At 58.0% G+C, this 23,498-nt stretch carries 17 protein-coding genes and 6 pseudogenes; 15 read left to right on the top strand and 8 right to left on the bottom strand.

Annotation, left to right across the window (positions count from 1 at the left end; translation table 11 throughout):
- Complete coding sequence (locus EN845_RS32455) at window positions 1–939, bottom strand: ABC transporter permease (protein ID WP_127309105.1); 939 nt, start codon at window positions 937–939, stop codon at window positions 1–3.
- A 19-nt stretch (window positions 940–958) separates the two neighbouring features.
- The gene (locus tag EN845_RS32450; RefSeq protein WP_127309104.1) at window positions 959–2,542 is read right to left on the bottom strand and encodes an ABC transporter substrate-binding protein; all 1,584 of its coding nucleotides are present in this window, start codon (window positions 2,540–2,542) and stop codon (window positions 959–961) included.
- Window positions 2,543–4,033: 1,491 nt separating this feature from the next.
- On the opposite strand from EN845_RS32450, the gene EN845_RS32440 reads away from it, so the two are divergent.
- Window positions 4,034–5,353 (top strand): CapA family protein, encoded by a 1,320-nt coding sequence (locus tag EN845_RS32440; RefSeq protein ID WP_127309102.1) that lies wholly within the window; start codon window positions 4,034–4,036, stop codon window positions 5,351–5,353.
- Here EN845_RS32440 and EN845_RS32435 read toward each other — a convergent pair.
- A pseudogene (locus EN845_RS32435) lies at window positions 5,350–5,653 on the bottom strand (integrase core domain-containing protein); the annotation flags it as partial. The gene EN845_RS32440 and the pseudogene EN845_RS32435 overlap by 4 nt on opposite strands.
- Window positions 5,654–5,793: 140 nt before the next feature.
- On the opposite strand from EN845_RS32435, the pseudogene EN845_RS32430 reads away from it, so the two are divergent.
- The 10 genes and pseudogenes from EN845_RS32430 to EN845_RS35655 all read left to right on the top strand — a co-directional run.
- Window positions 5,794–6,223 (top strand): annotated as a pseudogene (locus EN845_RS32430) (transposase); the annotation flags it as partial.
- Between the two features lie 1,419 nt (window positions 6,224–7,642).
- Window positions 7,643–8,809 carry a M20 aminoacylase family protein gene (locus EN845_RS32420; protein WP_127309113.1) on the top strand — a complete coding sequence of 389 codons (1,167 nt, stop codon included), beginning with the start codon at window positions 7,643–7,645 and terminating at the stop codon, window positions 8,807–8,809.
- Window positions 8,810–9,320: 511 nt separating this feature from the next.
- Window positions 9,321–10,751, top strand: a complete 1,431-nt coding sequence (locus EN845_RS32415; protein WP_127309101.1) for an amidohydrolase family protein — start codon at window positions 9,321–9,323, stop codon at window positions 10,749–10,751.
- A gap of 29 nt (window positions 10,752–10,780) precedes the next feature.
- Window positions 10,781–10,966 (top strand): annotated as a pseudogene (locus EN845_RS36420) (acyl-homoserine-lactone synthase); the annotation flags it as partial.
- A gap of 303 nt (window positions 10,967–11,269) precedes the next feature.
- Complete coding sequence (locus EN845_RS32405; RefSeq protein WP_127309100.1) at window positions 11,270–12,748, top strand: NAD-dependent succinate-semialdehyde dehydrogenase; 1,479 nt, start codon at window positions 11,270–11,272, stop codon at window positions 12,746–12,748.
- A gap of 14 nt (window positions 12,749–12,762) precedes the next feature.
- Window positions 12,763–14,166, top strand: a complete 1,404-nt coding sequence (locus tag EN845_RS32400; RefSeq protein WP_127309099.1) for an aspartate aminotransferase family protein — start codon at window positions 12,763–12,765, stop codon at window positions 14,164–14,166.
- A gap of 204 nt (window positions 14,167–14,370) precedes the next feature.
- A complete protein-coding gene (locus EN845_RS32395) occupies window positions 14,371–15,726 on the top strand; it encodes a Glu/Leu/Phe/Val dehydrogenase (RefSeq protein WP_127309112.1) in 1,356 nt (451 codons plus the stop codon).
- Window positions 15,727–16,287: 561 nt separating this feature from the next.
- Window positions 16,288–17,025 (top strand): LuxR family transcriptional regulator, encoded by a 738-nt coding sequence (locus EN845_RS32390; RefSeq protein WP_127309098.1) that lies wholly within the window; start codon window positions 16,288–16,290, stop codon window positions 17,023–17,025.
- 297 nt (window positions 17,026–17,322) lie between these two features.
- Window positions 17,323–17,462, top strand: a pseudogene (locus EN845_RS36415) (IS110 family transposase); the annotation flags it as partial.
- Window positions 17,463–17,575: 113 nt separating this feature from the next.
- A complete protein-coding gene (locus EN845_RS35655) occupies window positions 17,576–17,794 on the top strand; it encodes a hypothetical protein (protein ID WP_164761533.1) in 219 nt (72 codons plus the stop codon).
- A gap of 134 nt (window positions 17,795–17,928) precedes the next feature.
- Here the strand turns inward: EN845_RS35655 and EN845_RS32380 are convergent.
- Window positions 17,929–18,531 (bottom strand): annotated as a pseudogene (locus EN845_RS32380) (transposase); the annotation flags it as partial.
- A 141-nt stretch (window positions 18,532–18,672) separates the two neighbouring features.
- Here EN845_RS32380 and EN845_RS36410 point away from each other — a divergent pair.
- Window positions 18,673–18,945, top strand: a complete 273-nt coding sequence (locus EN845_RS36410) for an acyl-homoserine-lactone synthase (RefSeq protein ID WP_245463680.1) — start codon at window positions 18,673–18,675, stop codon at window positions 18,943–18,945.
- Window positions 18,946–19,667: 722 nt separating this feature from the next.
- Complete coding sequence (locus tag EN845_RS36405) at window positions 19,668–19,805, top strand: DUF2285 domain-containing protein (RefSeq protein WP_348627050.1); 138 nt, start codon at window positions 19,668–19,670, stop codon at window positions 19,803–19,805.
- A gap of 28 nt (window positions 19,806–19,833) precedes the next feature.
- On the opposite strand, the gene EN845_RS32365 is transcribed toward EN845_RS36405, so the two are convergent.
- On the bottom strand, window positions 19,834–20,085 hold the full coding sequence (locus tag EN845_RS32365; RefSeq protein ID WP_127309097.1) for a DUF2285 domain-containing protein: 252 nt from the start codon (window positions 20,083–20,085) through the stop codon (window positions 19,834–19,836).
- A gap of 125 nt (window positions 20,086–20,210) precedes the next feature.
- Between EN845_RS32365 and EN845_RS32360 the strand changes: the two genes are divergently transcribed.
- Both EN845_RS32360 and EN845_RS32355 read left to right on the top strand, forming a co-directional pair.
- The gene (locus EN845_RS32360; protein WP_127309096.1) at window positions 20,211–20,471 is read left to right on the top strand and encodes a helix-turn-helix transcriptional regulator; all 261 of its coding nucleotides are present in this window, start codon (window positions 20,211–20,213) and stop codon (window positions 20,469–20,471) included.
- 33 nt (window positions 20,472–20,504) lie between these two features.
- Window positions 20,505–21,334 (top strand): annotated as a pseudogene (locus EN845_RS32355) (MFS transporter); the annotation flags it as partial.
- Window positions 21,335–21,804: 470 nt separating this feature from the next.
- Here EN845_RS32355 and EN845_RS35650 read toward each other — a convergent pair.
- The 3 genes from EN845_RS35650 to EN845_RS32340 form a co-directional block, all read right to left on the bottom strand.
- Window positions 21,805–22,014 carry a hypothetical protein gene (locus tag EN845_RS35650; protein WP_185929005.1) on the bottom strand — a complete coding sequence of 70 codons (210 nt, stop codon included), beginning with the start codon at window positions 22,012–22,014 and terminating at the stop codon, window positions 21,805–21,807.
- Window positions 22,011–22,331, bottom strand: coding sequence for a hypothetical protein (locus EN845_RS35860; RefSeq protein ID WP_245478131.1), 321 nt, complete (start codon window positions 22,329–22,331; stop codon window positions 22,011–22,013). Before EN845_RS35860 ends, EN845_RS35650 begins: the two co-directional genes overlap by 4 nt.
- Before the next feature lie 614 nt (window positions 22,332–22,945).
- A partial coding sequence (locus EN845_RS32340) for an ATP-grasp domain-containing protein (RefSeq protein WP_189340244.1) occupies window positions 22,946–23,498 on the bottom strand: 553 nt, incomplete at its 5' end.

The raw sequence follows: 23,498 nt of genomic DNA, 5'->3' as shown, positions 1-23,498 counted from the left end.
TCAGAGCTTTTCCCGAGTTCGCGGATCGAGTAATGCGTTGACCACATCGGAGAGCGTCGTAGCGGCAACGATAAGGAACGTGGTGACGAGCACGACGCCCATCACAATCGGATAGTTGCGCGTATTGACCGCATTCACGATCAACGCGCCGATGCCAGGTCTCGCAAAGACCACTTCGATAAAGACCGCGGACGAAAGCAGCCAAGCGATGCCTACCCCGAGTATGGTCACGGTCGGCAGGATCGCGAGCGGCAGCGCGTAGCGCGCAACGATGCGCCATTCCGAGATCCCGAAGGAGCTAGCCATGCGTATGTGGTTTTCGCCCAGAACCTCAAGCATGGATGCCCGTACCAGTCGGGATATGTAACCGACCCAACCAATCCCTATGGCGAAAGCTGGGAGGATGAGATGGATAAGTCCATCCCAGAGGCCATTGCCGGCTCCGATCGCTGGCAACCAGCGTAGGGTCACGGCAAAAATCAGCAGCGCATAGACCGCCATGACGAAGGAGGGGATTGCGATCGTGGCCACCGTCACGACGCCGGCCACCTGGTCCACCAACGAGTTACGCCGCACCGCGGAGTAACAGCCGAGCGGCACGGCTATCACGACCGCCCATAAGATGGAGATCAAAATCAGTTCTAATGTAAAAGGCAGTTGCTCGAAGACAATGTCTGCAACAGGTCTCTGACTGAACACGTCAAAGCCGAGATTGCCATGGAGCAGCCCGCCGAAGAACGTGACAATCTGCACAACGAGCGGCTTGTCTAGTCCCATCTGCTGGTGCAGCAGCGCCTTCATCTCGGGCGTCGCTCGCGGGCCGAGCATAACCACGGCAGGATCGCCGGGTACTGCCATGATCATCAGGAACAATAGCGTCACCGCGACCGCAATAATTGCGACCGCGAGGATGGTACGTTTGGCAAAATACAGCCACATATTCTTACGGTGCCTAGAGCTAAACTGCCTTGAAATCTACGTACAGCGGGTAACCGTCAGGACGGGTTACGGCCTGCGTATGCGTGGTGCGATACATGACCGGATTGCCCCCATGAGTAAGGAACCGGTAGGCACCGGATTCTTCCATGAGATCCTGCATCTCTTGGTAGATCTTCGCCCGCTCGTTCGGATCGCTAATAGTGACTCCCTTGGCGCTGAGTTCGTCAAAGCGTTCGCTGCGGAAGCGCTCCCAGTTCCAGATCCCCACTCGGCTTTGTAGGAAGGATCCTGTCGCATAGAAGGGGTCTGGCAAATTGCTGAACCACATGACAGTGAGCTGCATGTCCTTCCAGCGATCGCCTTCGGATTCCATGCCGAGCGTCCAGAACGAGCCGGCATCCTGAGCATTGATCTCGACCGTGATGCCGATCTGCGACAATTGAGCTTGCACAGTCTGGGCTATAGTCAAAAAAAGGCTCTCGTTCAGGCAATCGATGGTCAGGTTCAGATCGCTCACACCAGCCGTTTCTAGGAACTCCTTGGCCTTCTCGAGATCGCCTTCCGGCGGGACAAGCGCTTTCTCACGATGCCCTAGAAGGCCAGGAGGAATTGTCCCTGTTGCGACCTCCGCCTGTCCCGCAAATGCGGCTTCCAGGATCTGCGGCACATTGATCGCCCACTGGATCGCCTTGCGGACGTTGATGTCCTTCAGTTTTGGATGATCCACATTCATGCCAATCCAGTGGTAGTTCAGTGAGGGATGTCCCTCAATCTTGGTGTCGGCCGGCGGATTGCTCTTGAACTTTGCGAGGGAATCCAGAGTGATACCAGTGAAGTCAATGTCGCCTGCCTGATAGGCGCGTTCTGCCGTCTTGGTGTCGCCGATCAGGACCACGCGGATTTCGTCAAAGCCTGGCTTCGAACCCGCCCATTCCGGATTGCGGGTCAACAGCAAATGCTGGTTTGGCTTATATTCGGCAAGCACATACGGCCCCGAGAACGCTGGCGGCTTCATGCCGAAATCGCCGCCGTCCTTGGTTGCCTTCATCACCGCAGCTTCGGATACGATATGGCCTACCGCGTAGGGGAATGCGATGTTAAAGAGTGGCATGAACGGGGTCTTGAGTACGATTACGCCAGTATAGTCATCTTCAATCTCGACATGATCGAGTGAACCCCAATTATCTTTGACCGGCGAATTGTGCTTGATCCCCCGCTCAAAGGAAAATTTTACGTCTTTGGCGGTAAGTTCGCCGTAATCGCCAGTGAATTTGATCCCTTTTTTTAGGCGAAAGCGGACATGGGTTGGATCGACCTGCTCCAGTTTTTCGGCCGCTTCCAACTCCCAGCCCCATTCGGAGCCCGGCTTGAATCGCGTGAGCTTCGAATAGAGACACTCCATCACGCTCACTTCAGAGACGGCAGTGTAGAATTGGGGATCCATCTTGGTAATATCGTTGGTTGAAGCAGCTGTGAGGACCTTTCCTTCCGCAGCCCAGATCGCGCTGGACAAGGGCATTCCAGCCGCGACGATCCCCCCTCCGATCACTGAAGTAGTCTTAAGGAAGTTTCTGCGGCTAACACTACCTTGATAATAGTTCATAGTTGTTCCCCTTAATTACCCGAACAGCTTGCAGATGGAGTGGGCCTGTTTTCGCGCGAGCAGCGCCAGACGGCATCCCACACCGTATCTCTCCTAGCCATGCGCAGACTGCTCTCAATCGCATTGAGAGTACGAATGCAGTAGCCAGTTTCACGCGAGTTCCATTGGGAACGATACTATATCGCACAATGGGGATCGCATTGACATATTCGGCCACTTTTTTGACACTTGCCGCCATATCGGCCCACCGAAGCGGAGCATCGCATGCCTGGTAAGGGCGAGCTTGCGGATGACCGAAAGCGGAGCGTTTGAAGCCGATCTTGTCGCGTAGTGTTATATCCCAATTGCGCCAGTCGCTGTTTGCCGGCGGCGGGTTAGGATTACTACCGCGGCGTCATAGATAAGCACGCACATGGGCGTTTCCGCGTCGAAAGATACTGCTAGCGCCGCGTCGTCTCCTGAGCCACGCGCCTACCGAACGCAATCGCTTAAAGTTCGCGGATTTTGACGGCGGCTAGGTAGGCCTGATCGGATCGAACTGCGATTTGGTCAAGTTGTGGAACGTTGGCGGCACGGATGACCCGTATGGCGGCGTCGCTTGAGAATTCACTCTTCGCAGACGGAGTGGATGTAGTTGCGTGTTTCGCTTGAGGCGTCGACAGCAATGGAGCCTCCCTTTTCCCGACATCGAATTTTTACGCAAGGCCGGCCGGGTCGAGGCTTGGACTGGCAGTTCGACTGAAGCTTTTCGTTCGCGTATGGATATTTTGCGACCGCGGCGGCTGAGGCTCCCGACGAGGTGGTTTAGTATCTGGCCGACGAGCTTGGCGTCAGCAGGTTGATTTCTGCCAGTATGATTTTTCAGGGCCGCGCCATTGCGCCGAGATTGTGCGGCTATCTTGTTTTCTCCCGGATGAAGCGGGCCGATCGAGCCGCGCTTGCGAGCTGGAAAGCGACGGAGCTTTGCCCCACAACGCAAGGCAACCGCCAGGGGAACTCAGGATCATCAAGGTGCTGATATGGCGGCAGATGTCAAAAAAATGGCCTAACGCGTCAATGCGATCCTGATTGAGCGATCTAGTATGGGCGGAGTTCGCATGAAATGGCTTGGCGAGCGGCGCGCCCTGCGCAGATCGCTTCCTTTGAGAGTCTTTTGTGTTGAGCGCCGATGAAGCCGCTCGTGCGTTCCGAGCAATTATTGGAAGTTTTGGCGTAATGACTGGCTCTAATAAGACAACATGCTTGCCCTTTCGATTGTGGCTTTGCGCAGACGACCGGGCGACGTGTTAGCGGCGCAGGACGGGGATCGTGGCCCCTCGCGATCCTTACTCCGCGCCATGCCGCAGGGCGACATTTTTGGTCTTGCCCCGACGCTCTGTCTGACCCGCGAGCAAGCCGACATCGTCTTTTCGAAGTCAGCGTACGCGGTCAGGAGTGTGTTTGCCAATCTCTGAGATCGATCACTACAACCCGCAAATCGGAGCGACCACCATGACAATCCGGCTTCCAATTGATCCAACTGAGGTCTTCCAGCCCAACGAACAGGCGCTCGAAGCTATCCGTAGAGCCGAAGTCCACGGATCGTGGGAGTTTCCTTTACACCAGAGGGCAAACGGCATGTCCGAAGGGACGGGCAACGGCCTTGAGTACTGGTTTTACACCAGTAGGCATCCCATCACGAAAAACTCGCGAGAGGTCTCAGAGGCCTTATCGTCGTTGAAATCTAGCGACATATCATTGCCGGCTGGCTGGGTTGAAGAGGACGCCCTCAGTCTAGCTGCGTGTGGCGATCTTATTCAGGCTGCGGGCCTGGAAGCCTCAAACAATCAGCTTTTCTCGCAAATTAAAGATGTCGTCTTCGATAAAGACGTGACTTTTGCAAACTATGAATCCGTGGTTGCTGATGCCCACATAGTCAATGAAGTAATGCCTGATATAACTTCGTTTCGCATGTGCTGCACAATTGAGCAGTACCGCACATTGACGTCTCATAACACTTCGCGTTTCGACGTCCTTAATATGGCAAATAATCACGCAAATGACCTTGGGGTTGACGTGCTTACTCGCACGCAGGACATCGCAGAAAGCGATGGAATACTTACCATTGGCGCGCCACGGAAGAAAGACGAGTATGGCAAATGCAAGACCATCACAAGAAACGGGATCAAAATCGGTTTTGTTTCCGCTACATACAGTCTTAACGGGTTTGCATTGCCTCCAGGGCATGAGTTCCGAATTCATGTGTCTAGACTCATGTCTCGGAATGTACCTACAGAGTTAGATTTGCTGCGAGCTCAGATCGCGGATTGTAAAGAACAGGATTGTGATTTTATCATCGCCTCCATCCATTGGGGTGTGGAATTCGAGTTTTTTCCTCTGCTTAGACAGATCGAAGCCGCTCACGCCCTGGTAGAAGAGGGTGTTGATCTGATTTTAGGCACTCATCCGCACGTCATCCAACCTGTTGAGTATTATCGCCCCAAGAGGGATCCGCACCGTACCGCGATTATAGCCTATTCCCTTGGCAGCCTCACATGGGACTGGTTTACGGCACCGCACCTCATATTAAGCCTTGTATTGAACTTAAATATTTCAAAGGGCAGGACAATTGCTGGTGAACAGCGAACTTATTTAAAGAACGCTCAACCAATCCCCATTATTCGCAACATATCCTTAGACAAAGGCAAGAGGACGATGCGGCTCGAAAAATTGGACGAGCGTCTTGACGAGGTCGGCAACGTTACCGGTGGTGACCTAATAAAGATGAAAGATTATTGCGATCTGGTTTTAGGGCAGGGTTGGTCGCGCTAGCTGTGGAGTCTCAACAGGTTGTCCCTGATCATCAAGCCGAGACGGCTGATAGGTGGTTTTGATTGTAAGCTGCCATGTGGCCTGTGCCAATTGCAGCGACGAAAGCGTGGCAGCTCAGCGGTGCGTTCATGAGAAGTGTTGTAGGCTCGGGCATTAAGCCCATTCGCGCAAGCTCGTCTGGATGAAGCGCTCAGCCTTTCCGTTGGCCTTGGGCGTGTACGGTCTTGTGAATATCTGACGTAGACCTGAGACGTTTGCTGCCTGAAAAGCTTTTGACCGGTAGCACGAGCCGTAGTCGCTGCGGAATGAAGGAGCCGCGGCGACCGAGAGAGCGGTGCGCGCAGCTTTTCGCTGCAGGCGCGCACCGCTGTCGAGGCGGCCATGGCCAGTCAAAGTTTCTCTAGAATGTGAATGTTCACACCATTCCGGAGAGACCGACCATGACCCCTTCAGAGTCTACACCCGCCGCCGCGGTGCTGGTAGCGATCGACATTGCCAAGGTGCGCAATGAAGTTCTGATCGAAGCACCGGGCCACAAGCGTCGGCGTCGCCTTTTGGTGCTCAACACCCGTGTTGAGCACGACCATCTGATCGAAGTGCTGCAGGCGTACGGCCGCCCTGTGGTGCGCCTTTGAGGCGACCGGGAACTATCACCGGCCGATAGCATGGCGCCTGGCTGAAGCGGGTTTTGAGGTGCGGCTGGTGTCGCTTGCGCTGGCCCGAACACGAGAAGCGTTGCACAACAGCTGGGACAAGAACGATCCAAAGGATGCCCAGGTGATGCTGCACATGCTCAGGATCCAGGCGACGCAGGTCTACCATGATCCGCTGCGCGCCGGCATCAACGACGCGCAGGAACTGTGGAAGACCCAGCCAACCAAGGCTGGAGACCTGCGTGGCTAGCCAAATCGAACGAAAGGTCCGGTTTCTGAGGGGCGCAAGTGTCGCTGGCGGCGAACTTAAATCCGCATCTGCGCCTGCCGTCTTTTTCATTTTCTCTTAGCCTTGCGCTTTTATCTATGAGATTGAGTGCTCGACCAGTCCTGCCACGCAAAGTGACCTCAAGGAATTGAAAGAGGCCCCGCAATCGCCAATCCCTTCGGCTTACGGCCGTGCGCCCTAAGCATATCCTCGGCACGACGTAACGCTGGAGCGCCGATCATCTTCCATCTGAACAGACTACCGCAGTCCCATTCTGATGAGCAGCTTCAGCCGCCCTGACAGGCCTGTCTTGCACACTCGAGTTGCGCTTCAGCGGCGCAAAGCCTCTATTTGGCTAGGATGTATGCAAAGCGTTGCTCTTAACCCCGCGGCCGGTGAAGTGAGCTCCGGTACCATGATGATCTTTCCCTGGGTTTGCGCTTCGGGCATGTCGAGCCACGAGTTCCGTATTGGTTTGTGCTGCAAACAACTTGGCCGTGCACCCCGCGGCCTCCAGCCATCAGGTACTTCGGTCATGCCTTCGCTGTTCGCCGATTCCGCATTGGAGAGCGTAGCGCGGGAGCTAGTCCCTATTCCTGCAAAAAGGGCCGAAAGTTTGCAGTGATCCGGCGCCCAACGAGTATCGCAGCCGAGCAGGCCTGTGCGAAGGTGATTTGGCGGTCAAATCGCGACGATGGTCGACGACAGAACGGGGGATCCATGAAACGTCCGTCGAAGGAAAGATGGCGACAGACATCATCAGTACGACGACGTGCGGCAAGCTGTTCGTGATGATGACCGTAGTAGCCGCGGAAGAAGTTCGCAGCTGCAAGTCCGGAGCAGCAAGTCACGAGGCTTGGGTCCAGGCTGTTAGGCCAAGTGCTGGGGAGGGGAGAACGGACTACCTCTGGGGACCCTAGTTAGTCAGTGGGGGAGCGGGGTTTCGCCGCCCGCCCTTAGCTGGGGTGTCGACGCTGGCCGACCAGGCGGGCCTGCACGTTGGTGCTCGCTTGTGCGCTGATCGAGGCCCAAGTGCTTGCCGCCGAGCGGCTGCATGGCAATGAGATGACGGCGGCGCGCATTGCTCGAGCGAGATGTTCTCGGCAGACGTTGCCTGAGCGCTTGCCACGGCTTTCGCGGAAGTGAATTAAGCGAAACTGTGGTCGTCTTCACCCAATTCAGTGCCGATATGGCGGCATATGTCAAGAAACTGACCGAACGTGTCAATACAAGCCTAATCGCGCAAGCTAGTCTCACCTGAATGGAGTTCGCGTAAATTTGCTTCGCGAGCGCCGCCTTTGGCAGGTCGCTTTTTAGGAACATCGGCCAATGAAACAGTACAAAGATCCCAACAGAGAACAGGTTCACATGAGCAGCATTAAGGCCTTCCGGGAACTGCAGAATGAAGTAACCGAGTGGCGTCGTTACCTGCACGAAAACCCCGAACTCGGCTATGAGGAACACAACACGGCTAGGTTCGTGGCCGAGAAGCTGGCCTCTTTCGGTATCAACCATATCGAGACGGGGATCGCTGAGACCGGTATTGTTGCGCTAATCCAGGGCGAAGGCGGAGACGGACCTACGATTGGGTTGAGGGCGGACATGGACGCCCTGCCAATACTTGAAAACTCGAACAAGCCCTGGTCGTCGACCATACCCGGCAAGATGCACGGATGCGGCCACGATGGTCATACGGCGATGCTGCTGGGCGCCGCCAAATACCTTGCGAAGACTCGCAACTTCAAGGGGTCCGTTGCCTTGATCTTTCAGCCCGCGGAAGAAGCGGGCATAGGCGGCCACAGAATGGTCCAGGAAGGTATCATGGACCGGTTCAGCATCTCAAAGGTTTATGGCATGCACTGCACGCCAGGAATGGAGATAGGCAAATTCGGGATTTGCCCCGGCCTCGCGTTGGCCTCGGTTGACGAGTTCGACATTTTTGTGAAGGGCCGCGGCGGCCATGCGGCGTATCCCCAAAGGGTTATCGATCCCATCGTTATTGCAGCGCAGATCATCGTTGGGCTGCAAAGTGTCGTTTCGCGCAACACGGACCCGCTCGAGTCGCTCGTCGTCTCCGTTACCCAGTTGCGGGCTGGGGAGGGCTATAACAGCATTCCAGAACACGCTCAGATATCTGGGACTGTTAGAGCTCTCTCACCCACATTGCGCGATTTTGCCCAACGACAGATCTCCGAGTCCGCGAACGGAATTGCGCGCGCCTTTGGCGGCAGTATCGACTTCAAGTACCACCGTCTGGAGCCCGTCACCGTCAATCACCCGGAAGAAACTAATCTGGCGATTAAGGCCGCGCGCGACATTGTGGGCCACGATGCAGTGACCGACCGGCTCAAACCTACAATGGGAGCGGAAGATTTCGCGTATATGCTGGAGGCGCGGCCCGGAGCTTACATTTATATTGGGAATGGCTCAACTGCCGACGTGCATAACCCTGCCTTTGACTTCAACGATGAAGCCATACCTTACGGCATCGGCTACTGGGTAAAGCTGGTCGAGACGTCGATGCTGGCGGCGTGAAGGCTGTGCAAAACCCATCCAGTCTAGTTGCCGGAACAATGAGGGAGAACAAATAACGAGCATATCCATAAACCGCAGAGTTTTCATCCACTCGCTATGGAGCCCGAATTGGTAGTCGCCGACGAGCCAGTCAGCATGCTGGATGTATCAGTTGATGTCCAAATCATCATAGCTGATGCTGGAACTTCGAGCATCGCGGGGGTTAGCGTATGTTCTTAATCATACATGAAATTTAATTGCCGACCGCGTTTTGGTTATGCGGGCGGGGAGGATCATCGAAGCGGGTTTGCCGCGCGATGTTCTGAAGCATCCCCGCGAACACTACACCCGCAAGATTCTCGCCGCTGCGCCATCCCTCGACGAGGCCTTGGAACTGAGGGCGGCACAGAGACGAGTGGTCGGTGGACTGAACCGCCGCCTCCAGATGCATCTGAGGATGTTCTGGTCGAAATTTGGAGGCTGCATGTGTACGCGACGCGGCCGTAAACTTGACAGACGGAGATGACATCAAATGAACAACCCTGTCGCCGAGATGTCGAGCGATCTGGCCGCAAGTCCCGCGAAGACGACGTCGTCGACTTCTCCTTACCTGCGTCACCTACCCCTGTTCCCTGGAAGGCAGGATCCTGAATTCTTCAAGATCTTCGATGTGGTCAACGCGCTCCCGCTTGATGACACGCATTGTCACCTCGTTACCGACCGCGATGCGATTACCACCCCCCAGCGCTATCTTGAGCGCATTTCGCTGGCCGGATACCCTTTTCCTAACTACTTCCCTGCGGGGATCTATAACCGTTGGCTCACCGGTGACGAGGCAACCCGGCACGACCTTGACAAGACATTCGGAATCCAGGCCAAGGTCGATGAGATGACGTACCATCTGTCCCAAAGCATTTTCATCAAATTCCTGACAAAGGAGCTGGCACAGTTCCTGAATTGCGAACCAACATTCGAAGCCGTCATCGAGGCACGGAATGACCGGGGCCGGGATTATTGGTCCTACGTCAACGCCCTTTTCCGCGACGTGAACCTGGAAAACATCATGCTCGATACCGGCTACCACGAAAGCTGCGGCCGGCCGGCCATCGAGAAATTCGAAGAGGCAATCCTTCCCTGCCGGACCCACAGGATTGCCCGCATCGAGGAGATCCAGCGCGAATTATTTAGCATGGATATTTCCTTCGACGAGTTCGAGAGTCTCTACTTCGAACGCCTTCTCGACGTCATGGATGGCACGGGCAATTTCGGCAAGAAGTCCGTCGGTATGAAGTCGTACCTGCTGCCGTATATCGGCCTGATCGAACCGCTTTACGATCGGACGCTTGCGGCAAAGTCGTGGAATGCGATGCGGAAATCCTACGCGGAATTGCCGTTCATGGAACGGCAGGCGGCGTTCAATGTCTCGAAGGACCTGCGGCGGTACACGTTCACGATGACGCTGGAGGAATGCCTTAAGCGGGACATGCCGATGCAAATCCACACTGGCGACGGCGAGGCGCCAGAGGTGATCCTGCGCAATCAGGACCCATTCTTTCTGGAGGAAGTGGTCCGGTTCGACAAGGACAACATGATGCGGATGCCGAAGATCATCCCGCTGCACGCCGGCTATCCCTCGGTCGGCAAGGCGGCGTGGCTCAGCCACCTGTATCCGAACTGCTATTTCGAGCTATCGATCATGACCCCGTTCGTCCACCAGAGCCTCTACGAGAGGTATAAACAGGTCATGGAGGCGGTTCCGCTCTCAAAAATCCTGTTTGCGAGCGACAACTACCACGTTCCCGAACTGTTCTGGCTCGCCGGACGGTGGGGTAAGCGATATCTCGCGAAAGCGTTGACCGATTATGTCGTCGGCGGAAGTCTCGCCTTCGAGGAGGCGATAGAGGCGGCGCGCATGGTCCTCCATAAGAATAATCGTGCAGTCTACAATTTGAACGACGTCTGAGTCAAAATAGTATTCAGACCCCGGTGGCCCTCTTCGCCGGCACGATCGAGTTCGACCTGCCCCGCCGCCTCAGCCGAATTGTCACCGTCACCGATCTGCGCATGGAGCGCATTCTTCGCCGCGCCGGCTGGCCGCTTGCTCGGATCGGCGAGCCGCACACAATCGGCGCCACCGGTGCCGTGGCCGGATATCCCGACGCCTCCACCGACAGGCTGGAGGACGTTCTTCATGTCCAGTGCTGTGGGCGTGAAGCGCGCCGGGTGCTCGTGAACCGAGCCCGCTTCTCTTTTCCGGGCTCAAGCGGACCCGGCTGTAGCCGTTCATCACCGTCCGTTCGCACGGCCGACGTGACTGCGCAGAGAAGCGCAACATCTATAAGATAGTTCGGTCACTCCCCAATCCTGCAGCGTTGGAGCGATGTTTGCAGGAAACCGGCCTTGAGCGCTGCAATTCTGCCGTCAATCGACGCTCGGGGAAAGCTAGTTTGAAGGCATCTAATCATCCACTTGGAGTAATTGATGAGGGGCACGGCAATCACTGCACTGCTGAGGCTCAAACGGCCGGACCTTTTGCAAGAATGTGCATATATCAATGGGACTTGGGCCTCAAAGTCTGAAAGCCTCGCGATAGTGGATCCTGCAACTGGCGAAGCCTTGGCCAAGGTAGCAGCCTGCGAGGTATCGGATGTGGACGATGCGGTTCTTTTCGCGAGAGCCGCGTTCCTGCGGTGGCGCGACATGCTTCCCCCAGAACGTGGCGCATATCTGCGGAAGTGGGCGACCGGTATGCGTCAAAACGCGGAAGATCTAGCCGTGATCATGACTGCCGAGCAAGGCAAGCCGATCGCGGAAGCTCGCGGCGAGATTTCATACGCTGCCGGGTTTCTTGATTGGTTCGCGGCGGAGGGTGAGCGGGCCTACGGCGAAACCATCCCTAGCCATCTCGCCGGGAGCCGGCTGGCAGTGCAGATGCAGCCGATCGGAGTGACTGTCGCTATCACCCCATGGAACTTTCCCTCGGCAATGATTACAAGAAAAGCTGGAGCCGCGCTGGCCGCTGGCTGCCCCATGATCGTCAAGCCGGCCCCAGAAACGCCCTTATCGGCGCTCGCGCTCGCCCGCCTTGCCGAGGAAGCCGGCATCCCTGCTGGCGTGTTTCAGGTGATAACTGGTGAGGCGCCGCCGCTGGCCAGGCGTTTGTTGGAGCATACCGAGGTGCGGGCGTTCTCCTTTACCGGCTCGACCGAGGTCGGTCGCCTCCTGCTCCAGGAGTCCGCGAAAACCGTGAAAAAAGCTTCGCTCGAACTCGGTGGCAATGCTCCCTTCATCCTGTTCGACGACGCACCTATCGAAGCCGCAGTCGCCGGTTGCATGGCTGCCAAATTCGCCACATCCGGCCAGGACTGCCTGGCAGCGAACAGAATCTACGTGCAGAGGAGAGTCTATGACCACTTTGTAGAGAAATTCGCGCAGGCCACCAGAGATCTGAAAGTTGGGCACGGGTTGGAGCCGGGGGTCGACATCGGTCCAATGACCAAGGCGTCCGGTGCCGAAAAGTGCAGGCAGCAGATCTCCGAGGCTCTCTCAGAGGGGGCCAGAATGGTGACCGGCGCACAAGACAACTTTCTCCGCGGGAACTTTGTCACACCGACGGTGCTCGCCGACGTGACTGACGACATGCGGGTGGCCAGGGAAGAAACCTTCGGGCCCGTGGCTGCTATCTTGCCCTTTGACGACGAAGGGGAGGTGCTCGAGCGCGCGAATAATTCCGAGATGGGCCTCGCGGCCTATGTCTACACCCGAGACCTCAACCGTGCGATGCGGCTCACTGATCGGCTCGAATACGGCATGGTCGCGGTCAACACGCCGAAATTCACTGGTGCGCCGATCCCGTTTGGCGGGTGGAAACAGTCCGGTCTTGGCCGGGAAGGCTCCAAACATGGCATCGCCGAGTATCTGGAATCAAAATACACCTGCTTCGGGAATCTTGTAGCGTGAGAGGATTGCGTCCAATGACGATCAACATCGGGGAAATCGGCGAAAAGGACAGGAACAGCGTCCTGCATCCATTCACGCAGCTTAAGGATTTTGCCAGCGGCAAGCTTGGCGATCCGACCATCGTCGAGACAGGCAAAGGGATTCGCATCCAGGATGCTAGTGGCAACCAACTGATCGACGGCTTCGCCGGTCTCTATTGCGTGAACGTCGGCTATGGCCGGACCGAAGTCGCCGAGGCGATCTCTCGTCAAGCTTATCGTCTCGCCTATTACCATTCCTACGCCGCACACACGACGGACGAACTCGCCATTCTGTCCGACCGCCTTGTGAAGATGGCGCCAGGCAAGATGAGCAAGATCTTCTACGGGATGTCCGGCTCGGACGCCAACGAGACACAGGCCAAGCTCGTCTGGTACTACAACAACCTTCGCGGCAAGCCAAACAAGAAGAAAATTATCTCGCGCGAGCGCGGCTACCACGGCTGTAGCGTAATCTCCGGCTCAATGACCGGCATGAGCTTTTATCATGACCATATGGACCTTCCCCTGCCGCGGATTCTCCATGCTGGGGTTCCCCACTTCTACTGGGGAGCGCAGCCGGGGGAGACTGAACATGAATTCTCCAAGCGTCGCGCGGCCGAACTGGATGACCTCATCCAGCGCGAGGGTCCAGATACAGTGGGTGCATTCATTGGAGAGCCGGTCCTGGGTACAGGCGGCATTACCCCGCCCCCAGCGGGCTATTGGGAGGCGATCCAGCCTGTCCTCAGGAAGCATGACGTCCTCTTGATCGCAGACGAAGTGATTACTGGCTTTGGCCGTACCGGCTCCATGTTCGGCTCACAGCACTATGGCATCGAGCCTGACCTCATCACGATCGCGAAGGGGCTGACATCCGGGTATTTCCCGCTGTCCGGCGCCATGGTGGGAGAGAAGGTCTATGAGGTGCTCGAAGCCGGAGCGGACCGCGTCGGCGCATTCTCTCACGGCTACACCTATTCCGGCCACCCTATTGGCGCCGCGGCGGCAAATGCGGTTCTCGATATCGTCGAAAGGGAAGACCTTCCGGGAAACGCACGCGAGGTCGGCGCGTTTTTCCAAGCCCAGCTGAAGGAGAAATTCTCGCAGTTGCCGATCGTTGGCGAAGTGCGCGGGGTAGGGCTTATGGGCGCAATCGAATTCGTGGCCGATCGCAACAATAGGAACCGCTTCGATCCGATGCTCAAGGTTGGCGCGCGAATATCCAAGGCAGCCCGTGACCGTGGTCTTATTGCTCGCGCGATGCCGCACGGAGACATTCTGGGTTTTGCCCCGCCCCTCGTAGTAACGAAAGCCGAGGTCGAAGAGATCGTCGCCATCGCCGAAAGCGCTGTCCGTGTTGTCATGGATGAACTCACCCGCGATGGCCAAAGAATCTGAGACATCGACCGCAGGAATCGCTCATCCGCGAGGACTTTGTAAGGCGAGTGATCCGAGTAAGGGAGTTCTCAATTGGGTTCGGTGACAATACCAGAGCTCCGGTCCGGCGGGCAAGTGGCGATTGGGCCGGGGAGGGCTGCTGTTCAGCTGCATTCCTCGCCCACCAGCTTTCTGCACAGCGTTGACCAGAATTTCCGCCATGCGATGGAGTTCCTCAATCTGCCTGAGGGACTGGCCGAGCGGATCATTCAGTGCAACTCGACATACACAGTGCGGTTTGGTGTCAGGCTGCGCGGCCGGATGTACAGCTTCGTCGGCTGGCGCTCCGTTCACAGCGAGCATTGCGAGCCTGTCAAAGGTGGTATCCGGTTCACGCCCGATGCGGATGCTGAGGAGGTAGAGGCGCTCGCAGCGCTGATGACCCTCAAATGCGCGCTGGTCGATGTCCCATTTGGCGGCTCAAAAGGAGCACTCAAGATCGACCCGCGTGAGTGGACCCCTCCGGAGCTCGAGCGCATTACCCGCCGTTTCACCCAGGAGCTCAGCAAGCGCGGCCTAATCGGTCCTGGGCTCAACGTGCCAGCTCCTGATGTGGGCACAAGCGAGAGGGAAATGGCTTGGATGGTCGACGAGTTCCGCCGGGCCAATCCGATGGATGTGATCAATGCGCGGGCCTGCGTCACCGGCAAGCCGCTCTCCAAGGGCGGTATTGCAGGGCGCACAGAAGCGACTGGCAGAGGTGTGCAGTTCGCCATCCGCAGCTATCTACAGGATCCGCGCACAGCCGGGCTGAAGCAGGGCCGGGACCTGAAGTGGATATCCGTGGCGGTGCAGGGCTTTGGCAATGTCGGCTATCATGCCGCCAAGTTCCTCTCCGAGGATGATGGCGCGTTGATCACGGTCGTTTCCGAACGCGATGGCTACGTCGCCCATCCGGAAGGCCTTCCCATCGAAGCACTCAAGCGACATCAACTCCGGACTGGCAGCATTCTCGGCTTTCCCGATGCAGAGTCATTCGAAGGGGATATCACAGGCCTGGAACGGCCGTGCGACATTCTCATACCTGCCGCCATGGAAAATGCCATCCATATTGGCAACGCTGAGCGCATCCAGACGCAACTCATCGTGGAGGCGGCCAACGGCCCAGTCACCTACGAGGCTGACGAGATGCTTCGCTCCCAAGGGATCACGATCCTTCCCGATCTCTACGTCAATGCTGGTGGCGTGGTCGTGAGCTATTTCGAATGGGTCAAGAACCTGACCCACATCCCTTTCGGTTTGATGGAGAGGCGGCGGCGAGAGCGGCGCAACCAGACGATCGCCACAGCGCTCGAGCGCATGACCGGCAACGCATTTCCCCTCGACATGCGTGACGAATTCCTTGAAGGCGGCGCTGAGATCGATCTCGTGCGGTCCGGTCTCGAGGATGTGATGCGCAGCACCTGGAAGCGGATAGCCGATCTGCTCGAGACGCAGCCGGAACTCGGCGACTACAGAACGGCCGCCTACGTTGTGTCTATTCGGCACATCGCAGGTGCATACGAGGCCATTGGGATATGATCGATTACGGCAACGGCCTCGATTTGGCTTTCCCTCTGAAGTGTTCAGAAAGGAAGATGTGGCTCTCGTGCCCACATGAGCGGTCCGCCGCCGCTGCCCGGTCGTCACGCGACCGACACCCGTCCGCGGCGCGCCCCGCTGGTGTCCTCCCCAACCGGCGGGGCGCAGTTATTAACGGGCGGGGTGGGAGTGCTTGCAGCCTATCCAATCACAGGCTTGCGACGGAGAGTAAATTCGAATCGCACATCGCGTTCCGCATCTCCGCTGCGCGACGGCTGACGCACGCACGGGAGCTTTGGGCGTCCACCAACGTGCTTGGCATCAAACGTTCTCACCATCAGGCGGTGCCTTTGCTGCTGCAAGCGGGTTTCGCAATTCACTGTTCGAGAAGTTCACATTTGGCGCGGCGGCAGAACTGCCGACGTCGCTCCATATGGAGACAGTCATCGGATGCCGGCTAATTCCGACGAGATTGGCCGCGGTCATGAAAGAAAGCTAGCCCGTCGGTATCCATAAGCCGGCGTGGCGCTCTGCAGCCAATCGAGGGACTTAGTTCAACGCATGACGAAGGACATGCAACTTCTCTTCGAGACCTTCCTGGAACAGCTGTCGGAAAGCGCCGATGAGGCGGATTTCCAAACCGCTATGGCTGCAGCGGCCGCTGGATTGGAGCTAGTCACCTTTGCCTATCTGTCAATGCCGCAACAGCGTTCAAGCGAACCCAGGTTGATCTCAAACTATCCAGCTGGCTGGATCGCGCACTATCTGCAAAACCGGTATGAGAAAGTCGATCCTGTTATCATTCGTGCAAGGTGTGGCGGATGCCCATTTCGGTGGGGATCGGACATACGCGGCGTTGCGACATCACAAGTTCAGCAGACGCTGTTCGAAGAAGCGGCCGAGTTCAGTATCCGCTGTGGCTTGACGATCCCAATCGTCGATCGCCGGAACTGGATGGCAGCGATGACGTTTGCCGCTGATGAGCCCAATCCGGCGTTTCTCCGGGTAGCCGAACGATACGAACAAGCGCTTCAGCTCATGGCGACCTGCTTTCACGTCTCCGTTCGCCGCAACCTGTCCGGCAATCGAACAGTGGACGGCGTTTCGCTGACACCGCGCGAATATGAGTGTCTGCAGTGGGCCGCACGCGGCAAGTCCGCCTGGGATATCGCCGGCATTCTAGGAATCACGCGGCGTACCGCCGCTTTCCATTTGGACAATGCCAAGAAGAAGCTCGGTGTGCGCACCCAAAATCAGGCCGTATCGCTCTTGGCCTCCTCACGATCTTCAATTCTCTGAGAAACTGAGTTTCGTCTTTGGTCCTCCTGTGCAAGTGCACAGGCTGTTTCGGGTGGCGCATTCGCCTCCAATGGCTAGTTCATTCCTTCCCGGAGGGATCGTGTCCCAGGGAGTGGTGTAGCTGGCGGCTTGGTCGCGGCGCCCTCCGGCATGGCGCCAGCTGATCAGCGTGCCAGGGCTGGCAGGGCTGATAAGAGGATCATCGCTCATTTGGCTGATGGTTTCCAGATGGGGTGGATGCCAGCCTTCTCCGACGACATCGCAATGTGCCAAGTTTGTCATGCTCAACGCCACAAAATGGAAGGAGGCACCCGTGGGAAAAGTCTGGCAAAAAACGTGTTTCAGCTGCATGGAGCGGCGGCTGACGGAACTGTCGCATTTCGCAAGAAGCTGTCGCGCCTGCAGTTTTGCAGGAGGATCAGCCGGCATGTGTCGTGGCGCATGATTGGGCTCGCGATTCATCGGCGCCATGGCTGTGGTCCGATGGGCATCCTGCAAGGCGCACCCGGGGGCTCCTGGCTCGCCCGCACGATTGGCGAGGAAGCCGCGCATGGCCATTGCGCTGGCCAACAAAATGGCGCGTGGCATCTGGGGCCATGCTGCCGAAGGGGGGATTACCGGAATCCGGCAACGGTGCCTGCATGAGCATTCACCAGCACACCTGAAGCCGGTCGGTCTGGGATGTGAGGAAGGCAAGAACTGCATGTTGACGATCAGATCGGGGTCAGAAAACCAGAATGACGCACCGAGCCTCACGCTCGCTTTCTAGATTTGGACCTGATCCGCGCATTACCATACCGGCCCGCGGCACGTCATGGCCGCAACTCAAGGCCTGACACAAGACCGCACTCGATCACGTGTTCAAAGGTTCAAAATCTTCCTTGCAAAGCGGCTGGCATCCACAAGCACGTCGGGCTCGGCGTCTTCCATAATTATCGGCAACTTCAGCACCTGCGGCCGGATCTGGTCGGCGACGGCGCGCCACTGCGTGCTTGCGGCCGGGCGTTTCCTGGGCGAAGGCGGTGGCGATGAAAGCGGAGACGACGCGGCGGCCGTTCTTGCCGGCATCGGCCAGCACGTTCTCATCAAGTGAACGCGACAGCGCTGCCCTGTCGCGCACAGCACCTTGGTGACGGCCGCCTTGATGCCTTCATGGGCATCGGAGACGGCGAGCTGACGCCGCGCAGGCCGCGACGGGTCAGCTTGCGCAGAAACTCCGTCCAGATCGGCTCGGCCTCAGAGGTGCCGACCTCCATGCCCAGCACCTCGCGCCGGCCGCCCGCATTGAGCTTGGGGATGCGCAGCTCGACCGTCCCGGCCCGTGTCTCCCATTCGCGCTGGCGATAGCCGGTGCGCTGGGCCGTGCGCAATGGGCTCTTCTCGCCATAGGCGGCGCCGGTGGCGGCTCCATCAGCCGCTCGGTGGCGAACCAATCATCTCGCGCAAGAGATCGGAGTCCGGAGTCTTCTCCACGAGCGCGCGCAGGTTCATCATGTCGTCGGTCATCGGTGGCCCTCCGAAATGGGTTGGCGTCAACAACCAGACCCTACCGGAAAGCGCCGATGACCACCTCGATGCCGCTCGCTCGCTACGGCACTAGCAACGGTGCGCTCGCGAGCGGCTCAAACCGCCGAGCTCGACTGGGACGTGCGGACCAATGGCGGGCACGAGATCGATTCCTTTGATGCGTTGAAGCCGCATTATCTGATCTTGCGAGGTTCCGAGGGTTGCGACCCGGCTGCTTCCGTCGACCGGCCAACGATGCTTCGTCATACCTTTCCGGTGCTGCTGGATGGGAGGATGGCGCCCGAGGAAGCGGGCCTCTGGGAGAGCAGCCGTTCGCCCTTGATATTCCGCTATCCGCGCCGAAGGGCGCTGGCGGAATTGCTGTCGGCATTTACGAGCTCTTCGCAAGCATGATCGAGTTCGGCCTGTCGCGCTGCCTCAGCCGAATTGCACCATCACCGATCGCGCATGGAACATCCTCCGACGTGCCGGCTGGCCGCTTGCGCGAATCGGTGAACCGCACACGATCGGTAACACGCGCGCCGTGGACGGGGTATCTCGACATCTCCGCCGACACGCTAGAGGACGTTCGGAGGGACGGCGGCTTTCATGTCCCATGCTGTGGGCGCCGGCGGTCTGCCCGGCCGTGTGATGTCTGGGCGTTGGCTCCGTGCTCCTGGCGGGCTTGGGTCATGAGTACGCCAGAAGGCGCCGCCGCCGACTGGGATAAGAGCTCGTATTATATGCCGTTCGTCTGACCCGGCGCGGCTGAGCCTGGGAGTTCTTGCGGCGCAATCCGGCCTTCCAGCGTGGTTTTGGCCCGTGCAGTGGAGCCGGCCCAATGGCTGGAACATCGGAGATCACTCGAAATTAGTGCGCCGCGCGTTGACCTGGCCTGCTGAGGCGTTCTGTTCCGCCGATTCTTTGGGTCGTGTATTGCTCCCCGTCCGACTTCATCTCGACGCAATCTGGCCCAAGCACTTGAAACATCGGCTGTGGGCACTCGAGTGTCTCAACAGTGTTGTTGGGCAAGGACGACTCCCAAAGCCCCTGTTTCCGCCGCAGGCTCGTAGTAGCCGCCTTCGCTTCGTACTTCAGGCGCTCGAGGATTCGCTCGCAGACGCTTCGCACCAGGTATCGCCGAAGCGCTGATCGGCGAACCGCGGGTCCAGGCCGACTGGAATGATCCTCGCGATCATCTGCGTGATCGCGTCCGCCGCGCCATTCGCCGCGGCCATAAGCTCATGAATGGCGGGTACAGAGAGTTTGCTTGAAGGCGCAACGGAGCGCCAGCGCGATTAGTCAGCTGGGGAACAATTCCTTGTAGCCAGCGGTCACCATCCAGTTCGCACGGTCAAGATGACTGCGAAGAGCTTTGCGAGCGCGCTCTGGCTCGCTTGCCGGATCAATGCCGAGGATCAGATGCGCCATCTCTTCTTCGCCGGCGCCATCGGCGAAAGCGTCGAGGATCCTCATATAGGTCGTGAAATGCTCCTTGTCATAGGCCGTGAGGCTTTCCGACCAAGGGACTTCTTGAGCGATTTCCGGCTTCATGACGAACGCTATGCCTTTTCACTTCGGTGCGATCCGCACAAGGAGGCTCTGTCGACCGGTCGTTTATAACGAATAGGAACGATCATTCCTAGAACGATCGTTCCTGTTCAGGTCTCTATCGCGCTGTGGATCTCAAGGAGATCATGGCCATCAATATGCGTCGTTTGCGCCATGAGCAGGACCTGACGCAAGAAGAGTTGGCTGCGCGCGCTGAGCTGAGCATGCGCTACGTGGGCTCGATCGAGCGCGCCCGTGTTTCTGCGAGTGTCAGTGTGCTCGGGCGCTTGGCGGTCGCACTGAATGTCGATCCCTGCGACTTGATCAGGCCACCGCAGAGGTACAAGAAGCGTTCCCGGTTGCCCGGGCTTGGGACCTTAGCTGCATGAATTCGCGCCGGACTGATGGTGCCACGGCAGTCGCTGGCCGCTTTTGCCTTGGCCGCGCTGAGTGACTTGGTCCCTCTAGGCGCAACATGGCGCACCGAATGAAAGGTCCGCTCTCCCTCGCGAGATAATGATGACGGCGATTCATGATGGAGTGCGCTTACGGCGATGTCCTTGGAGATCAGGGCGGTGATCGCCTGCGCAACCTTTTTCGGGTTGGCCAGCATTCCGATCCTGGCGCTGCTCCCCCTCGTGGTTCGTGTCAGTTGAAGAGCGGGCCGATCGTCTACGGCATTTATTAGCCGGCTTCGGCACCGGCGCTTTCATCGCGGGCACGAGCAACGGCTTCCTTGGGCGGATCACGTCTCAAAACAGGCTGGTGGTGGCGGCAATTGCTCTGGCACTTGGCGGCGCGGGTTGGCTGATCACAGGGACCGGCATAGACGTGGCGGTGCAACTCGCAAGCCCACGGTGGGTGGTCGGCCGTACACTCTCCATCTACTATGCCCTGAGCGCCGGCGGTTCTGGCTGCCGGCAGCTGGATTTGGGGTTCGCTCGCGCAGAATTACTCCCTGACCTGGGCTTTGGAGGCCGCCGCCGGGGGTCTGTTGCTGGTTGCAGCAGCGGGAATGGTGTTGCCGATACCTCCATGGGAAGAAACGGACAAGTCGCGCACCGGGCACTCGATCTGAAGCCAAGGAGTGACCCTATCGTTGCCAAAAGCGAGTATTTGATATCGGAGGAAATTATCGTGGCCTTTCTGGCCAGCATGCGCGCAAAGCGCCACGCTCTTAGCCGCGCCGACCGCGAACTGGACGCTCCAGCGCAACCTCCAAATGCCTTCACTTTGGACAGAAAGGTTTCGGGCCGCACGATTGCCGGACCAGGTGCCGAGATGCACCCGTGGATGTTCGCCACGCCGGTCGCGCAAATAATGAAACAGCGCGGCGGGCCGATCGACACCGCCGAATGGCCAGTCGTCGCTGACACAGAGCCACGGCCTGCCGGTAAGCCCGGGTCGGGGGCGGGTTGGCAAACTTGCCGCAATGTGTAGATCGGCGCCGTCTAATGTCATGCCGCTGTGCCTCTGGTCACGCAGGCTCCGGGCGAAAACACCTCCTCCAAACTCTGACGTCGTTCCTCATTGTTCCACGGGCGTGACGCCGCCGAGGCATCATACAGGCGTGCGAAGGTTCGTTCCGTGGCAATAGCCCACACAGCCTGTACTGATGAGAATGTCCGCATCCACGAGGGCGTGACGTTCCCCGTCGCTCAATTCCCGGGTTCCAAATCGGCCGCAACGCCAGCTTCCAGCAAGCCTAGATCCTGCGCATATCTAACGGCGAAATGATTGATCTAAGCCGACCAACTGGATATCGTTACGAAGACCTCGGTCGCGAAAAAAGGCGCGATGCTCGGTCTCCCTGTCGGCGCGAGAGCGATCCACCGCGATCCAGATAGGCAGCATACAAATCGTCAGATCGAGGTCGGTGCGCAGTAATGCAGCGTTGATGCCATAGGAGCAACCGACATCAATGACCTTCAACCTAGTGTTGTTTCGAACATGTCGATAATCGGCGAAGATTCTTTCGAAGACTGGCCCGATCCTGGAATCATAAAGTCCTTCAGGCGCTTTATGTGGTATGCGAGATTGGCCATGCCGACCTTCGTCGTGGCCCGCGCGATGCCGATGGTTCGGATGAACAGCCCCATACGGCTCTTCTGCTCGGTAAAGACATGCTCGACGCGCGAGCGGACCTTCGACTTGATGTTGTTGGCGCGCCGGGTGGTTTCGGGCATCAGCCTGCCCTTGGGCTTCTTGCGGTGGACCCGGCTAACGAAGCCTTGCTTCTCCATGGAGATCTCGTTGGCCGCCGATCTGTAGGCGGTGTCGGCCCATACGCTCTTCGAGGTGTTGGTCTTGTCAGCAGGCCTTCGCGCAGCCTGGCTCCTTCATAGGCGGCCGCATCCGTTGCCCGCCATTTGCGGATCAACCCATGCTCGCGGTCGATGGAGATATGGTTCTGGTAGCCGAAAGCGGGAATGGCGATGTCGACTGGCGGCATCGTACCGTTCGCCTGTGGCTTGGCCTTGTAAGCGCTGCCGTCGCGTCGTCGTTCAGATGACCGGTTTCTTTGGCCAGCCAGCCCTCGCGGCAGACGACGCGGGCCAACCAAGAGCCGATCGGGCCGATGCCGACCACAAGGCGATCTTTCAAACAGGGGTTTAGACATAGCACATAGCTATCTTTTCAGGAACTCGATGACTGCGACGACTACCCCGCGATTTGGCTTCTTCAGTCCGACCGTCATCCGCAGCGCATTGGGAAACCCTTGCCTGCAACGCCTCGCAGATAGTCGCGCGCCATGAGATCGTCGGGCAAATGCGGACATGCGGCTTGATCTCGTCCTGGCTAATGGTCTCGTCAAAAAACCCCTCTCTCTCGTGCTCTCAATTTACCAATCTTCGGCGACGAATCACTCTTCACCTGAGGGCGCCTGCGCAGGTGCGAAGACGTGAGAGGTCGCTAATTGTTCCTGTTCCGTTGGAAATGGTGTGATCGACCAATGAATTGAGTCAACGGCACGCTGAACTATTGCGTTTGTCCGAGCGCGGCTGGGTGATGCGGCGAGGACATATCCGATGAAGTCTCGGTAATCGCCTTTCCTGACGATCGGCGTCTTGGGTTTGATATACAATTTGGCCTCGACGACGCCTGGTATGGCAGCCGCTCGACTTTCGCCATCGATCCAATCCAGGATACCATCGCGATCAGGAATCAGAAGCCGCTCGGTCGCAACATGCGAATGCCTCCTGTGCAAATTCCATTCCTCGCCGATCACGAGCTTGATGTGTTCGGTGACAAGATCGATACCGTGAGCCGCCTGAACCGTTTGAGCACCGCCACCAAGACGCGGATTGACCTCAATCACGACTGGCCCACGCTTGGTCCACCGCAGTTCTACGTTCGTTGGCCCCCAGTCAAGGCCGAGAGCTCGCAAACAGCTCAGCGAAGCATCGGCAATACGC

This window comes from Mesorhizobium sp. M8A.F.Ca.ET.202.01.1.1 (assembly GCF_004791595.1).
GTDB lineage: Bacteria > Pseudomonadota > Alphaproteobacteria > Rhizobiales > Rhizobiaceae > Mesorhizobium.
This window is presented reverse-complemented; position numbering and strand designations above follow the sequence as displayed.